Genomic DNA, 15,670 nt, shown 5'->3' with positions numbered 1-15,670 from the left:
CGCCGCACAGCCCCGACGGGCCGTGCGGCGCCGGGCCGGATCAGTTGAGCATGTAGCGCCGCTGGACGCTCTTGGTCACCCGGACCGCGTTCCTGACCAGCGGTATCCGCAGCGCGACCCGTTTCAGCAGCGGGTACCAGGGCTCGGAGGGCTCGGCGGCGGCGGATTTACGGATCTCCACCCGGCCACCGCGGTTCATCTCCACCTTGAACCGGAGCCCGGTCTCCTCGCCGTCGACCCGCAGGAACGGCGCCCAGATCCCCGGCGCGAGGAACCCCTCCCGGTACGCGAGCCTGGTCGGGATCTTGGCGATCAGCCGTCCCGCCAGCTCCCCCGGGACACCGGGCTCGACCAGCGCGGGCGCGGTCACCTCGCGTTCCCTGCCTTCGGCCTGGCGGAACACCAGCTCCGCGGGCGGCCCTCCGCTCGGCGGCACGTAGGGCACGGGCACGACGACGAAGACGTGCTTGCGCTGCCTGATCACCGTCGTACCCGGTGAGACCAGGACGATCGACTCGGGGAACGAGCGGGGTTCCACGCAGATCCCCAGCTCCCCCCTGTCGGACCACCAGGGGACGACGAGCCGCCTGGAGCAGTCGGCGACCATTCCCGTGCAGTTCAGCGGCGACCCCGTCACCCGGGTGCTCGCCTGTTGCACCCCGCCGTACATGCGCACGTGTATCTCCCACAGTCCCGGCGGCAGCGGTCCGTCCATGGCCGCCGAGTCGATGTCCAGCCGGGCGGTGCCCGTGATCTGGAGCCTGACCCCGTTGCGGTGACGGCAGCGGGTCATCGAACAGTCCGAGGGCAGGAAGTGGATCGTCCCGGTGTCCTCGTGTCTGACGTAGACCTCGAACCGCGCCTTGGCCGCGGCCTGGCTGACGTCGGCCATCTCGGGCGGCAGGCGGAGCCCGTCGAGGGGGACGGGAGGCTCCCAGAGCAGGCCGCCCTCCCCGTAGGGGACGAAGCGCATGGGGGTGCCGTCGGCCTGGGTCATCTCCACGGTGAGCCGCAGGGTGAGCGCGCCGTCGTCCCAGGCGAGGTCGTCGAGGTCGGCCTGGAGGTGGACGCCGCGCATGGCTCCGGCCAGCGCGACGAGCTGGTCGAGCCTGCCGGCGCGGAGCAGTGCGGCACGGACCCTCAGCGGTACGGGCAGCAGGAGGTCGAGGCGCGGGGGGAAGCGCTGGACGACCAGCTCGCGCAGGGTCGTGAAGGTGACCGCCCGATCCGCGGAGGAGGTGACGAACCGGTTCCCGCCGAGCCGTCGCAGCACCGCGCCGCGGAACCACTGGGCGTACATCCGGTCGCGCCGACGGCCTTCTGGGACCTCGTCGTCGATGACGTCGAGCAGTTCGCGCAGCTCCGCGGCCCAGACGTAGGGGTCCTGCGGCGGTTCCTGACGCTCGGTGACGTGGCAGCAGACCCCGTCGGCCATGACGACGATGTTCTCGGCCCGCAGATAGGCGCGGAGCACGAAGGTCTGCTCGGCCAGGAGGCCGCCGGGGTCGGAGAAGTTCAGCGCCTCCGCGTCGAGGAAGGCCCTGCGGAAGAGCTTGTGCGGGGTGAGCAGCGTGAGCAGCCGGTCCCGCACGATGTCGGCGTTCTCGCGGTCGGCGTCGAAGACCGCGGAGGACGGCCTCCGGTCGTTGATCAGCCGTCCGAGGAGGATGTCGGCCCCGGTCTCCACGGCCCGCGCGTACATCCGCTCCAGGGCGTCCCTCTCCAGGCGGTCGGCCTGGTCCAGCAGGTAGACGTACTCGCCCCTGGCGACCATGAGGGCGAGGTTGCGGCCGCGCATCGGCGAGCCGGTCCGCTCCAGGTGGAGCACCCTGACGTTCGACCGCACCGCGGCCAGGGTGTCGAGGCGCTGCTGGATCCCGTCGTCGGAGCCGTCGTCGGCGAAGATGACCTCGTAGTCCTCGGAGGCCATCGACTGTTCCAGCACCGACCGGATACAGGCGTCGGCGCCATCACCGGGGTTGTGCACCGGCACCACCACGCTGACCTTCACGTCCATGCGGCCAAGGGTGCGGCGCGGGACGCCGGGAGGCGATCAGACTTGCCGACTCCTGGTCTCTCAGTACCAGCCTTTGGCCTGGGAATGGGCCCAGGCGCCGCAGGGCGAGCCGTAACGGCCCTTGATGTAGCCCAGCCCCCACTCGATCTGGGTGGCCGCGTTGGTCTGCCAGTCGCTGCCCGCGCTCGCCATCTTGTGGCCGGGGAGGGACTGAGGGATGCCGTACGCGCCGCTGGAGGTGTTCATGGCGCGCTCGTTCCAGCCGCTCTCCTTCATCCAGAGCTTCTCCAGGCAGCCCCACTCGCCGGACCAGCCTCTGGCGTCCAGCATCTGCTTGCCGAGTGCCCTGTTGCCGGTCGGGTTGGAGGTGCCCGGGGGGAGTTGCTGCGGGTTGAAGCCGCCACCGCCGGGCGCCTCGTCAACGATCTTGACCTGGTTGAGCGCCTTGCGGTTGTCGCGCTCGGCGGCGATCTTGTCGGCCTTGAGCGCCTGCGCGGCCTGGGCCTTCAGCATGTCGGACTCCAGGTCCGAGCCGAACGGGTCGGAGCCGAGCATCTGCGCCATCTCGTCCAGGGTGAGCGGCGTCGTCTTCGGTGCCGAGGCGTTCTGAACGGCGGTGTAGGCGGTGAAGGCGCCCACGCCGACCAGCACCACGAGCGCGGTGCCCAGGATGAGGGCCCGCTTGGTGGTCATGCCGCGCTTCGAACTGGGCGCGGCGGACTTTCCCGCGTCGGCCTTCCCCGCGTCGGCCTTCCCTCTGCCGGCCCTGCGGCTCGCGCGGCGGGCACCGGGCGCCGAGCGCTCCCTCAGTTCCTGTGATCCTGGACTCACGACCTATGAGCTTGCCGTGGGGAGGGGGGTGGTCCGCAACCGGAACGGGAGAGTTGGTCGGCGCTCGGCCGTACCCGCAGGGGTTTCCGGTGACACAACCGCCAGGCCACGGGTACTTTCCCGGCAATGAAAGCATGGGAGTGATTTTGCTCACATTTTGCCTTATGGGATAACTTCGACCACATTGATGATCATGAAAGTGCCCGAATCGTGGTCTGACCACCTAATTCAGGTACTGTTTGCGTTATGTCTGGGTTTTGTGACCCAGCGGAACCAACCAAGCCTTGGGAGAATGATTACCCGGTGGCAGGCATCCTTCTCGTCGAAGACGACCCCTCGGTCCGGATCGGGCTGGAGCTCGCGCTCACCCGGCAGGGACACTCCGTCACCGCTTACACCAGCGGTGAGGAGGCCCTTGAGCACATCAGAACGCGCCGACCCGAGATCGCCATCCTGGACGTCATGCTGCCCGGCATCGACGGCGTCGAGGTGTGCCGCCGTATCCGCAGGCTCGACCAGCTGCCGGTGATCCTCCTCACCGCCAGGGGCGACGACCTCGACGTCGTCGTGGGACTGGAGGCGGGGGCCGACGACTACGTGGTCAAGCCGGTCGAGCCCCGCGTGCTCGACGCCCGCATCCGCGCCGTCCTGCGCCGGATGGAGTCGGTCGCCTCCGACCGCATCACCTTCGGCGACCTGGTCATCGACCGGGGCGCGCTCAAGGTGGCACTGGGGGGCCGCGAGGTCCACCTCACCCCCACGGAACTGCGGCTCCTGCTCGAACTCGTCCGCCACCCCGGCCAGGTGCTCAACCGCAGATACCTGTTGCGGGCCGTCTGGGACCACACCCACGTCGCCGACTCCCGGCTCGTCGACGCCTGCGTCCAACGGGTCCGTGCCAAGATCGAGGCGGTCCCCGCCGAGCCCGAGTTCATCCACACGGTACGGGGATTCGGCTACCGGTTCAGCCCGCCGTGAGACCGGCGCTCCCTCCCGCTCTCCGGCGGATGTACACCGGTCTGCGCGGGCGCCTGGTGATCACTTTCACCCTGATCGCCGTCACCGCCTCCGCGGTCGTCGCGGGAATCGGCTACGAGTTCGTCAAGAGCCGCATGATCGGACGTGCCGAGCATGTGGCCGTGAGCGACGTACGCGACACCCTGGAGGGCATCAGGGTGCCCGTCGGCGGACTCTGGCCGGGAGACGGCCCACCGACCGACGAGGAGATCAGCACGCTGCAGCGGAGCCTGCGTCCCCAGGGCGGCAGGGTGGTGGTCCGCTACGAGGAGTACGTCTACCCCGACGGCGACTTCGGCACCAAGGACGTCCCCGGCGACCTCGCCGCCAGGGCCACCCAGCGGATGGTCGCCAAGCGCATGACCATCCGCGGCGACATGTGGCTGCTCATCGGCACCCCCGTCTGGCGGATCGAGCCCATCCACACCGCGCAGCCCACCGGGATGATCGTCTACGTGTTCGCCCCCCTCATCGAGGAGGACCGGCTCCTGAGCGGCCTGCGGCAGCCGCTCGCCGTCGCCGGCGTCGCCATGCTGATCATCGCCCTCTCCCTGGGCCTGTTGTCGGCCAGGCAGCTCCTGCTGCCGGTGAGGCGGCTCGGCTCGGCGGCCCGAGCGCTCGGAGCGGGCCACCTGGACACCCGCCTGCCCGTACACGGCCAGGACGAGCTCGCCGAGCTCACCGCCACGTTCAACGACACCGCCGCCGCCCTGGAGCGGAGCGTCACCGAGCTGCGCTCGCTGGAGGCGATGTCCCGCCGTTTCGTCGCCGACGTCTCCCACGAGCTCAGGACACCGCTCACCGCGATGACCGCGGTGACCGACATGCTCTCCGAGGAGGCGGAACGCCTGCCGCCCGAGCCCGCGACGGCCGTACGCCTCGTGCTGCGCGAGATCGAGCGGCTGCGGACCCTGATCGAGCAGCTCATCGAGGCGAGCCGGTTCGACTCGGGCACGGCCACGCTGAACGTGGACACCGTGAACATCGTGGACGTGGTCTGCGACTGCCTGGACACGCGCGGCTGGTCGGACCGGGTACGGGTGAACGTGCCGGAGGGACTCACGTTCTCCGTCGACCCCAGGCGTTTCGACGTCATCGTCGCCAACCTGGTGGGCAACGCCCTGCGCCACGGTGAGCCCCCGGTGATGGTGACCGCCCGCAGCACCCCGAACGGCCTGGAGGTGAAGGTGCGCGACCACGGCAAGGGCATCCCTGCGAAGGATCTGCCCTTCGTGTTCAACCGTTTCTACAAGGCCGGGGCCCGGGGTGACGGCAGCGGGCTCGGCCTGTCCATCGCGCGGGCCAACGCCCAGCTGCACGGCGGCACGATCTCGGTCCGCGCGCAGCGGCCGGGAACCCTCTTCACGGTCTGGCTCCCCCCGGCATGAGACGGCTCACCCGCCCGTACGGCCCGACGGCCCTCGGCAGGAGGCGGCCCGTCCTTTCGACCGTCCCCCACAGCGGACGGCCCACCCTCCCGACCGGCCTCGGCGGAAGACGGCTCATCCCCACGACGTCCCTCGGCAGGAGGTGGCTCGCCCGGCCGGCCGTTTCCGGTGCGAGGTGGCTCGCCTGCCTGCTCTCCGCCTCCCTGCTGCTCGGCGGATGCGGCATCTCCCCCACCGAGGTCCAGGACTACGGCCGTCCGCCGGTGATCAGCTACAGCCCCACCTGGGTGACGGTCTATCTGCTCCGCGACGGCCGGCTGGAGCCCGTCAAGATCCCGGTGGTCTCCGACTCGGCGAAGAACATCATCGACACGCTCTTCCGGGCCGGCAAGCAGCCGCCGAAGGCGGGGCTGACCAGCGCGCTCAACGACTTCAGCCACTACGACACCAAGACGACCCGCTACTCCGACAACACCGACAACACCGATCAGCGCAACGAGCCGAACGACAACCTGGGTTACCGGCTGAACGTGATCATCACGGGCCAGGGCAAGGTCACCAAGGAGGCCCTCGCCCAGATCACCTGCACCATCCGGCAGAACAAGCAGGAGAGCATCTGGAGCGTCGAGGTCACCCGGCTCTTCCCCGGTACCCCGGAGACGATGGGCGACCGGGGCTGCTTCGAGTTCCGCAATCTCGCGGCCCCCGGAGTGCGGCTGCCCCCCTGACAGACCCCGTCCCTCCTCCCCCCCGGGCACCCGGGCCCAGGCGCGCATGGGGCACCGGAATCCCGCGAAGGCCAGGGGTACGGACACCGGAATCCGCGGGCGCCCCGACGCACCGGCCGCCACCGGAGGCACGGAGCCACAACGCGCAGAGCCACAACGCGCGGAGCGCGGTCGCGGGCCCGTACGGCCCGCGACCGCGCTCCGGCGGCGTCCGACGCCCCGTCACATCGTGATGTCCTCCAGCATCTCGGTGACCAGCGCCGCGATCGGCGAGCGCTCGGAGCGGGTCAGCGTGACGTGCGCGAACAGCGGGTGTCCCTTGAGCTTCTCCACCACCGCCACGACGCCGTCATGGCGCCCCACCCGCAGGTTGTCGCGCTGGGCGATGTCGTGGGTGAGGACGACCCGGGAGTTGGCGCCGATCCGGCTCAGCACGGTGAGCAGCACCCCGCGCTCCAGCGACTGCGCCTCGTCCACGATGACGAAGGCGTCGTGGAGCGACCGGCCGCGGATGTGGGTGAGCGGAAGCACCTCCAGCATGCCCCGGTCCATGACCTCCTCGATCACCTCGGGTGTGGTGACCGCGCCCAGGGTGTCGTAGACCGCCTGCCCCCACGGGCCCATCTTCTCGTTCTCGGAACCGGGCAGGTAGCCCAGTTCCTGGCCGCCCACGGCGTACAGGGGACGGAAGACGATGACCTTGCGGTGCTGACGGCGCTCCAGGACCGCCTCCAGGCCCGCGCAGAGGGCGAGCGCGGACTTGCCGGTGCCCGCTCGGCCGCCCAGCGAGACGATGCCGACCTCGGGGTCCATCAGGAGGTCGAGCGCGATCCGCTGCTCGGCGGAGCGGCCGTGCAGGCCGAAGACCTCGCGGTCGCCGCGTACCAGCCGCACCGACTTGTCGGGCAGCACCCGGCCCAGCGCGGAACCCCTGCTCGACAGCAGACGCAGGCCCGTGTGGGTGGGCAGGTCACGGGCGTCGACCAGGTCGGCCGTGCCGTGCTCGAAGAGGGTCTCGACGTCCTCCGCGGTTACCTGGAGCTCGTCCATGCCGGTCCAGCCGGACTCCACCACGAGTTCGGCGCGGTATTCGTCCGCGGCGAGCCCGATGGAGGCGGCCTTCACCCGCATCGGCAGGTCCTTGGAGACCAGCACCACGTCGTGGCCCTCGGCGGCGAGGGTCTTCGCCACGGTCAGGATGCGGGTGTCGTTGTCGCCGAGCCGGAACCCGACGGGCAGGATGGACGGGTCACTGTGGTTGAGCTCCACCCGGATGGTGCCCTCGCCGATCGGCATGGGCTCGTCCAGACGTCCGTGTGTCACCCGGAGTTCGTCGAGGTATCTCAGCGCCTTGCGCGCGAAATATCCGAGCTCTGGATGATGGCGTTTGCCCTCCAACTCGGTGATGACGACGATCGGGAGGACGACCTCATGCTCGGCGAAACGGCTCATCGCCGTTGGATCCGCCAGGAGCACCGAGGTGTCCAGGACGTACGTGCGCCGCTGCACTGCCGGCGACGTGGGTGAGGACGAAGGGTTTGCCACGCGTTCTCCCCCGGGCACCATTGACGGTGCCCTGCCATGAGCTGGGATGCGGACCGGCCAGGGGCCCGCTCACGAGAACGTCGAGCAGGGACCGTTGACCGGCCCTCCTCAGCAGGTCGTGACGCAAAGGCGGGCCCTCTCCGGCGTAGGTGAGCTGTGCTCTCCTACTTCTTACGGTACGTCCTGAATGCCCGACTTCCAACTGCTTAAGACCGCCCGAAAGGGGTCGTTCATGTGGAATTTCAGGAACCGTACCTGCGGTGTCGCGCGGCGTAGGAGCGGAGAGCCCGCAAGAAGTCGACCCTGCGGAAGTCAGGCCAGTAGGCCTCGCAGAAGTAGAATTCGGAGTGAGCGCTCTGCCAGAGCAGGAAACCCGAGAGCCGCTGCTCCCCCGATGTCCGGATGACCAGATCCGGATCGGGCTGGCCGCGCGTGTAGAGATGCTCCGCGATGTGCTCGACATCGAGGACCTCGACAAGGTCCTCGATACTTGCGCCCTTGCTCGCGTGCTCCTGGAGAAGGGAGCGCACCGCATCAGCGATCTCACGCCTTCCTCCATACCCAACAGCAACGTTCACAATCAAACCGGGACGATGTGATGTCGCTTCTTTTGCGTTTTTGAGCACCCGAGCCGTGTGATCAGGTAAAAGATCAAGCGCGCCCATGGGCTTGATGTGCCATCCGTCGGCCACGAGTTCCTGGACCACATCCTCGATGATCTTCACCAGGAGGTCCAGTTCGTCCTTGGAGCGGTTGATGTTCTCGCTCGACAGCAACCACACGGTGACGACCTCGACACCGGCCTCCCGGCACCAGCCGAGCAGCTCCGAGATCTTGTCCGCGCCCTTGCGATGCCCGCGGCTCACGTCGTCGAGGCCCATCGAGCGCGCCCAGCGCCGGTTGCCGTCGACGATCACGCCGACGTGCCGGGGAACCATCTCCTTGTGACGGGACAGCTTCGACTCAAGCCGGCGTTCGTACAGGCGGTAGACGAGATCGCGCACGCCCATTGAAGCCCCTCCCTCAGCACTGCCACGAATGGGCACTGACAGGCAATTATCACCGCCCCGCGGACCTCTCGGCCCCCGCTACAGGGATCTGGCGGCCTTGCCCGGGTTGGGAGATCTCAGGCACTCCTCGGCCTCCGCGACGAGCGCCTCCACGAAAACGCCCAGCTCGGAGGAGGTCAGAACGGCGCGCATCCCCACCCCGCCGCTGCCCCACGCCTCCAGGAACGCCCTTCTGGTGACCCGCCACTCTCCACCGGGCCCCCGTCGCCCCGGGACCCAGATCGGGATGGTCCGCAGCTGGCAGCGGAGTTCGCCCCCGCCGACGACACCGTTCCTGGCCCGGTAACGAAAGGCGAACAGTTCCTCGTCGCCGGGAAAGCGGTCGTCGGGGTCGGGCCATCGGGCCTCGTGCCCCGCACGCGCCTCGGCGACCCCTCGCGCCAGCCGGGTGAGGAACCAGCCGCACCGCTCACCCACCGTGCCGTACAGCGCGCCGTCGCGGTGGAGCCGCAGGGTGATCTCGTACGGCGTACCGGCACTGTCACGGCACGCCACTGGCGTAACGGTCAGATAAGAACCATCAAGACAACGCAGTCCCCCCACCTCAGAGAGGGTATCCAGCCCCAGTCCGCCAAAACATGATCAACGCCCTCCATGTCCCCGCCATCCGGGCGACGCCCCTGGCGTACGCCCCCACGTCCCCGCCATCCAGGCGACCCCCGGCACGCACTCCCAAGGCCGCGCCACCCATGCCCCCGAGGCCCACACCACCCCGGCGGCGGTGCCGCCACCCCGCACACGTCCTCAGGGCGGCGTCACCCGGCCTGTCGGGGATCCTCAGGAGCCGCCCCCGCCGCAACCGCCCCCGCAACTGGAACCCGAACCGGAGTCGCCCCCACCGTCGCCACCGCCGTAACCCCCGCCACAACCGTGAGAGGAACTCGCCGAGGCGCCGGAGGCACCGTGACGGCGGGAGGAGCCGCGTCGCAGCGCGGGAGGCGGTGGCGGGCCCTCCATGGACAGGATCCCCGCCAGCCGCCCGTCCTCCCACTGCTTCAGACCGTGCAGGGCGACCCCCAGGATGTTCAGCTCGTCATGGTCGACGTGGTCTCCGGCGCGGGGTGGCAGGGACCTGTCCTCGCGGTGGCGCAGTCGGTAGTGGGCCAGCGCGGTCTTCCCCGCACGGTTGGGGTGGGTGGGGTCGGCCCGTCCCGAACCGGGCGCGTCGATCAGCCCCAGGTCCCTCAGCCGCGCGATCAGCATGGTCACCGCGGCCCCCTGGGCCACTCTGTTCCTGATCGCCCAGACCGGCACGCCGCCCGCCTGTCCCCCGAGGTGGTCGAGGACCTCGGTCTGCGCCGGCTGGGTGAGCACGCCGACCTGGCCTGACACCTGCGTCAGCCACCCGTCGCGCCGTGCCCTCACCGCCCCTACGGCGGTCAGTGAGGCGAGCGCGGTGTCGGCCACTCTGGACCGGCCGCCCGCGAGCAGCGCCAGCTCGTACGGCGTCAGCTCGGGCCCCTCGTAGACGCGCGAGGGGCGCACGGCGAGGCGCAGCGCGATCAGCCCCGCCACTCCCAGAAGCGCGAGACCCACCACGACGACGATCTGTACGGTCTGCATGACGGCCTCCGCGATGGTCCCTGCCTGAGGTTCACTACCCGGTGGACGAACGGGGAGGACCAGAAGTTTCTGCCGCGCCCTGTCCGGCGCGACCGATATCGGTCACCCGGCTCGGCACCTCCGGTCCGGCGACTCCCGGCTGAACACGTCCGCTCGAAGGCACCCGGTGAGGCCCGTCAAGACACCCTGGCGCGACAGGCGCCCGGCCCGGCGCAACCAGCTCAGCGCACGCGGTTCAGCGCACCCGGCCCGGCGCACCCGGCTCAGCGGCGTCCTCCGAGGAGCCACCATCGGCGGGGCGGGGGGCCGGGTTCCGGGGCCACGGGTTCCTCCGGCAGCCGTCCCGCCGCGCGGAGGTGGTCGGCGAAGTCACGGGCATCGGCGTGGGAACCGTCCTGCGGCTTGGGACGGCCCCGCGCGTAGACGTCGAACTCCCCGGCGAAGCCGTCGCCGAGCAGCGCGGCCAGATCGGGCCGCAGTCTGGCCACGGTCCTGCGCCGCTTGGAGATCAGGGCGGCCTCCTGGATCCGCAGCCGCTCCCGGTCGAAACCCCGGGGCGCCTCCTCCCCGGCCACCAGGGCCGCCACCAGGGCCGCCTGCGCCTTGGCCAGCGCCTCCCTCGCCCCGTCCTCAGGCACGGGCCATCGCACCGCGGATCCGGCCGAGCTCCCCTTCCAGGGCGCCGTCGCTGGGGTAGTCGTCGTCCCATTCGAGCAGCACACCGGGTGGCTCGACCCGCGCGCACAGCTCGGAGAGGATGTCCAGCACGTCCTCGGGGACGTGCGCGGTGTGGGTGTCGTGCCACAGCCCCCGGTGGGAGTGGCCCCCGGCGACGTGGACGTAGGCCAGCTCGGACAGCGGCAGGCCGTCCAACGCGGCGACGGCCGACAGCCCCAGGTTGACCTGGTTCGTGTAGAGGTTCGCCACGTCGATCAGGAGCCCGACACCCGTCATCTCCACCAGTTCGCCGAGGAAGGCGGCCTCGGTCATCTCGTCCTCCGGCCAGCCGAACAGGGCGGCGACGTTCTCCAGGGCCAGCGGCACGGGAAGGGCGTCCTGCGCCCGTCGCACGTTCTCGGCGACGACCGAGAGCGCGGCCCGGGTGCGCGGGACGGGAAGCAGGTGCCCGGCCTCCATCCCGCCCGCCCGTACGAAGGCGAGGTGTTCGCTGACCAGCGGCGCGTCCAGGGCTCGGGCGCAGTCCGCCAGATGCGCCAGCCGCCGCGGGTCGGGGGACTCGGCGCCACCGATGCCGAGCCCGACACCGTGCGGGATCACGGGTGTCCCGCGGGCACGCAGCACCCGCAGTGACTCGGGGAGCCGGGAGGGGTTCACGTTCTCCGCGATGACCTCGACGAAGTCGACACCGGGCAGCCGCTCCACGGTCAGGTCGATCTCCGGCCGCCAGCCGATGCCCACCCCCAGCGCCCCAGGCTCAGCCACCGCACCCGCCACCGCAACCGGAGCCGCAGCTGGAACCGCAGCTGGAGCCGCCGCCGTCGCTCGATCCGCCGCTGTCACCCGACCCACCGGAGTCGCCCCAGCCGCCGGAACCGAAGTCGCCGCCACCTCCGAAGGAGAGGCCGTCACCGGAGTTCGAGCCGCCACCCCCGCAGGAGCCCGTGGCGCAGCTGTTGGCGGCGCCCGCGGTCTGACGCTGCAGCTCCTCCTCCAGTCCGGGCTCGTTGAGCTCGCTCAGGCCGTACAGGGCGACGGGAATGCCGACGGCGAAGGCCAGGTCGGGCACCAGCGGGCGGCTGCCTCGCACATGGGCTTCGCGGGCGGAGGCGAGCACCTGGTGGCCCGCGTTGCTCAGGGCGTCGCGCAGGGCCCGCCTCTGCCGCGAGTAGGCGGAGAAGCCGCCGATCGCCGAGATCATCCCCACCAGGAGCGCGAAGGTGCCCAGTCCTCCGGTCGCCCCGGCGAGCAGGATGCCCGCCACGACGATCACCTCGATGATCGAGGCGATCTGGAGTCGGCTGAGCAGCGCCTGCGCGTGGTCGAGCGCACCTTCGGGCACGAGCAGGCCGAGCCCCAGCAGCCGGTAGCGCAGACTCTCCACGCCCCGCCCCTCGGCCACCGCGCGGCGGACCTCACCCACGGGGGCCGAGCCTCCGCGCAGGTGGAGCGCCTCCATGACGGCGTGCTCGATCGGATCGGGAGAGGGTTTGGCGCCGGCGACCAGGCTGGTGTGCCCGCCTCGCGAGACCCGGATCACCCCGGCCCTGGCCAGCAGGCCGAGCGCGGTGTTGATCACGCGGCGCGGCCCTCCGGCGAGATAGGCGAGCTCGTACGGGTTCGGCGGTCCGCCGTAGTGGCCGGCCATGGCCGAGCGGACCCGGCGGTGCTCACGGCGCACCGTGAGGGCTGTGGAGAGGATGACCAGGCCGACGACACAGGCGATGACGAAGAGCGAGAACTCCATGTCCGCCTCCTCGGGGGGAAAGGTGGGCCACAGGAGCGGCGTCCCGTGCACTCAGATGGACGCGCACAGCCTGGCAGAAGTTTCGCCCGACTTCGACGGCGACTCAGTGAGATGTCGGTCACCAGGCGAAATGCAGCCACCCGCCCCGAGTACGCCGGAGACCGGGAGCCCTGGGCTCCCGGTCTCCGGCACGCCCGGATGGCACGGTCCTTTCAGCCCAGGCGGGCGACGAGGGCCTTGTGCTCCTCCCAGAGCTCTCCCGGCAGGTGGTCGCCGAAGGTCTGGAAGAAGGCGGGCATGAGCGACGCCTCGTGCCTCCAGATCTCCTCGTCGACGCTCAGCAGCGTCCGCATGTCCTCGTCGGAGACGTCGAGGCCCTCGGTGTCGAGCCGCTCGGGGAGCAGGCCGATGGGGGTGCGTACCGCCCCCGCCTCGCCGTTGAGGCGGTCGACGATCCACTTGAGAACGCGGGTGTTCTCGCCGAAGCCGGGCCAGATGAACCTGCCCTCGTCGTTCTTGCGGAACCAGTTCACGTAGTAGACGCGCGGCAGCCGCGCGTTCTCACGCCGGCCGATCTTGAGCCAGTGGGCGAAGTAGTCGCCCATGTTGTAACCGCAGAAGGGAAGCATCGCGAACGGGTCGCGGCGCAGCTCGCCGACCTTGCCCTCGGCGGCGGCGGTCTTCTCCGAGGCGATGTTCGCCCCTACGAAGACGCCGTGCCGCCAGCCGAATGCCTCCGTCACCAGGGGGACCGCGCTGGCGCGGCGCCCGCCGAACAGGATCGCGGAGATCGGCACGCCCTCGGGGTCCTGCCACTCGGGGGCGATCGTCGGGCACTGCGCGGCCGGGACCGTGAAGCGGGCGTTGGGGTGCGCGGCGGGCTCGCCGGACTCCGGCGTCCAGTCGCGGCCCTTCCAGTCGGTCAGGTGCGCCGGGGGCTCGTCGGTGAGGCCCTCCCACCACACGTCGCCGTCGTCGGTGAGGGCGACGTTGGTGAAGATGCTGTTGCCCCACAGCGTCTTGACCGCGTTGGCGTTGGTGGACTCGCCGGTCCCGGGGGCGACGCCGAAGAATCCCGCCTCGGGGTTGATCGCGCGCAGCCGTCCGTCGGCGCCGAAGCGCATCCAGGCGATGTCGTCGCCGATCGTCTCGACCTTCCACCCGGGGAGGGTCGGCTGGAGCATGGCGAGGTTCGTCTTCCCGCAGGCGCTCGGGAAGGCCGCCGCGACGTAGCGCGTCTCTCCCGAGGGCGGGGTGATCTTGAGGATGAGCATGTGCTCGGCGAGCCAGCCCTCGTCGCGGGCCATCGTGCTGGCGATGCGCAGGGCGTAGCACTTCTTGCCGAGCAGGGCGTTGCCGCCGTACCCGGAACCGTAGGACCAGATCTCGCGGGTCTCGGGGAAGTGGCTGATGTACTTGGTGGGGTTGCACGGCCACGGCACGTCGTCCTGGCCGGGCTCCAGCGGGGCGCCGACCGAGTGGACGGCCTTGACGTAGCCGCCGCGCTCCTCGATGAGCCGCAGGGCGTCCTCGCCCATGCGGGTCATGACGCGCATGGACACGACCACGTACGGCGAGTCGGTGATCTCCACGCCGAGCTGGGAGATCTCACCGCCCAGGGGGCCCATGCAGAACGGCACCACGTACATCGTCCGGCCCCGCATGCTGCCCTTGAAGATCTCGCCGAAGGTACGGCGCATCTCGGCGGGAGCGATCCAGTTGTTGGTCGGCCCCGCGTCCTCCTCGCGCTCGGAACAGATGTAGGTCCGGTCCTCGACCCTGGCGACGTCGCTGGGGTCGGAGGCGGCGTGGAAGCTGTTCTGCCGTTTGGAAAGGCGCGTGAAGGTGCCCTGCTCGACCAGCAGGTTCGTCAGGCGGGTCCATTCGGCCTCGGAGCCGTCGCACCATTCGATCCGGTCCGGCTGGGTCAGCTCGGCGATCTCCTTGACCCACCCCGCGAGCTCCTCGTGGCGGGTCGGGCTGACGGCGGTGGCATCTACGACAACAGACACTACTTGGGCTCCTTTACACTTCCCGGGACCAAGGCATCATTGACGACCGGACCGCGTCCAATCCAATTGGCGTAGACCACTGAATTAACGCGATCACACGTCTCGACACCCCAGACCCGACGCCCCTGCCGACGTATGCCCAGGCAGGAGGCGCGGGGTTTCGAAACCCCTACCCAAAAGAAGTGACTCTAAAAAAGCCGTTCCACCAATGGTATAGGCCAATAAGAAAGGTCTAAACCAATCACCGGACAGGTTCAGACCAATTTTTTCGCCATTTTCCCCGATGGGGTCAGGAATTCACGTCCGGCCCCGCGGCCCGCACACGGTCGACGTGTTGCAGCGCGTCCCGCAGATCCGCCAGCCAGGTGTCGGTGTGGTTGCCCACCAGACGCACACACCAGGCGAGCGCGTCGCTGCGACTGCGGGCCACTCCGGCGGCGACGAGAGTGTCGAGCACCTGGCGCTCCGACTGCTTGAGCCGGGTCATGACGGGCACCGAGAGTGTGGTGAACATCACCGTCTCGTCACCGACCGCGACGCCCCAGGAGACCTTCCTGCGGAAACGATGCTCGGCCTCCAGCGCGATCTCGACGCGCCGCTCCCTCGTCTCCTCGCGGAAACGCAGGATGCCGCCCTCCACCGCGGCGGAACGCTCCACCTCCGAGACGTCGTCACCGAGCGCGGGAGCCCGGAGCCTGCCGACCACCGTGATCTCCTCGCGGTCGAGCACGATCTCCACTCCACCCTCGAACCACTCCTCGGGGAGCCTCCCCGAGAACCAGCCGCGCAGCTTCTCCACCGCTTCGTCGTTTTCCATGTAATTTAGATTACATCGCTTCGTAGATCGAAGCCAGCATCGCGAGGGAAGACCGGAGAGGCGCCCGCGGGCGAGGAAACGGAGTGGCCGAAGTCAGGTCCCCGGGCGAGCGCGGCGGGCGATCACCCGAGGGCGATCGAAGTCGCGCGCTCGGCATCGGGCCGGCGGAGCCGGACCGGCGCACCAGGGCGGGACCGGGCCGGCGGCGCCGCTCGGCACCGGGCCGGCGGCCCTGGCGACACCGGGCCGGCGGACCC

Annotated in this window: 14 protein-coding genes; 3 read left to right on the top strand and 11 right to left on the bottom strand. The window is 70.1% G+C overall.

Features of this window, described 5'->3' with window-relative positions; all coding sequences use genetic code 11:
* Positions 1-40: 40 nt before the first annotated feature.
* Positions 41-2,017 (bottom strand): glycosyltransferase family 2 protein, encoded by a 1,977-nt coding sequence (locus AB0B90_RS21680; protein ID WP_350950290.1) that lies wholly within the window; start codon positions 2,015-2,017, stop codon positions 41-43.
* Positions 2,018-2,077: 60 nt separating this feature from the next.
* The gene (locus AB0B90_RS21675) at positions 2,078-2,848 is read right to left on the bottom strand and encodes a lytic transglycosylase domain-containing protein (protein WP_362924302.1); all 771 of its coding nucleotides are present in this window, start codon (positions 2,846-2,848) and stop codon (positions 2,078-2,080) included.
* Positions 2,849-3,151: 303 nt separating this feature from the next.
* On the opposite strand from AB0B90_RS21675, the gene AB0B90_RS21670 reads away from it, so the two are divergent.
* From AB0B90_RS21670 to AB0B90_RS21660, 3 genes are read left to right on the top strand one after another with little or no spacing between them, the layout of a single operon-like run.
* Positions 3,152-3,826, top strand: coding sequence for a response regulator transcription factor (locus AB0B90_RS21670; RefSeq protein ID WP_350950292.1), 675 nt, complete (start codon positions 3,152-3,154; stop codon positions 3,824-3,826).
* A 29-nt stretch (positions 3,827-3,855) separates the two neighbouring features.
* The gene (locus AB0B90_RS21665) at positions 3,856-5,253 is read left to right on the top strand and encodes a HAMP domain-containing sensor histidine kinase (RefSeq protein WP_350950293.1); all 1,398 of its coding nucleotides are present in this window, start codon (positions 3,856-3,858) and stop codon (positions 5,251-5,253) included.
* Complete coding sequence (locus AB0B90_RS21660) at positions 5,250-5,981, top strand: hypothetical protein (RefSeq protein WP_362924299.1); 732 nt, start codon at positions 5,250-5,252, stop codon at positions 5,979-5,981. Before AB0B90_RS21665 ends, AB0B90_RS21660 begins: the two co-directional genes overlap by 4 nt.
* Positions 5,982-6,203: 222 nt before the next feature.
* Here the strand turns inward: AB0B90_RS21660 and AB0B90_RS21655 are convergent, their stop codons facing one another.
* The 9 genes from AB0B90_RS21655 to AB0B90_RS21615 all read right to left on the bottom strand — a co-directional run bounded on the left by AB0B90_RS21655 (position 6,204) and on the right by AB0B90_RS21615 (position 15,413).
* On the bottom strand, positions 6,204-7,547 hold the full coding sequence (locus AB0B90_RS21655) for a PhoH family protein (protein WP_350950295.1): 1,344 nt from the start codon (positions 7,545-7,547) through the stop codon (positions 6,204-6,206).
* Positions 7,548-7,768: 221 nt separating this feature from the next.
* A complete protein-coding gene (locus tag AB0B90_RS21650) occupies positions 7,769-8,536 on the bottom strand; it encodes an isoprenyl transferase (RefSeq protein WP_350950296.1) in 768 nt (255 codons plus the stop codon).
* Between the two features lie 78 nt (positions 8,537-8,614).
* The gene (locus AB0B90_RS21645; RefSeq protein WP_362924297.1) at positions 8,615-9,091 is read right to left on the bottom strand and encodes a hypothetical protein; all 477 of its coding nucleotides are present in this window, start codon (positions 9,089-9,091) and stop codon (positions 8,615-8,617) included.
* A 282-nt stretch (positions 9,092-9,373) separates the two neighbouring features.
* Complete coding sequence (locus AB0B90_RS21640) at positions 9,374-10,159, bottom strand: TIGR04222 domain-containing membrane protein (RefSeq protein ID WP_350950298.1); 786 nt, start codon at positions 10,157-10,159, stop codon at positions 9,374-9,376.
* A 263-nt stretch (positions 10,160-10,422) separates the two neighbouring features.
* Complete coding sequence (locus tag AB0B90_RS21635; protein ID WP_362924295.1) at positions 10,423-10,797, bottom strand: hypothetical protein; 375 nt, start codon at positions 10,795-10,797, stop codon at positions 10,423-10,425.
* On the bottom strand, positions 10,790-11,602 hold the full coding sequence (locus AB0B90_RS21630; protein ID WP_350950300.1) for a DUF692 domain-containing protein: 813 nt from the start codon (positions 11,600-11,602) through the stop codon (positions 10,790-10,792). Before AB0B90_RS21630 ends, AB0B90_RS21635 begins: the two co-directional genes overlap by 8 nt.
* The gene (locus tag AB0B90_RS21625; protein ID WP_362924293.1) at positions 11,595-12,584 is read right to left on the bottom strand and encodes a TIGR04222 domain-containing membrane protein; all 990 of its coding nucleotides are present in this window, start codon (positions 12,582-12,584) and stop codon (positions 11,595-11,597) included. Before AB0B90_RS21625 ends, AB0B90_RS21630 begins: the two co-directional genes overlap by 8 nt.
* Positions 12,585-12,796: 212 nt before the next feature.
* Positions 12,797-14,596, bottom strand: a complete 1,800-nt coding sequence (locus AB0B90_RS21620) for a phosphoenolpyruvate carboxykinase (GTP) (protein ID WP_362924291.1) — start codon at positions 14,594-14,596, stop codon at positions 12,797-12,799.
* A gap of 289 nt (positions 14,597-14,885) precedes the next feature.
* Positions 14,886-15,413, bottom strand: a complete 528-nt coding sequence (locus AB0B90_RS21615) for a hypothetical protein (RefSeq protein ID WP_350950303.1) — start codon at positions 15,411-15,413, stop codon at positions 14,886-14,888.
* Positions 15,414-15,670: the final 257 nt, after the last annotated feature.

The organism is Streptosporangium sp. NPDC049078 (genome assembly GCF_040648855.1).
Classification (GTDB): Bacteria; Actinomycetota; Actinomycetes; order Streptosporangiales; family Streptosporangiaceae; genus Streptosporangium.
The sequence above is the reverse complement of the archived record's forward strand: the minus strand, read 5'-3'. Positions and strand labels throughout refer to the sequence as shown.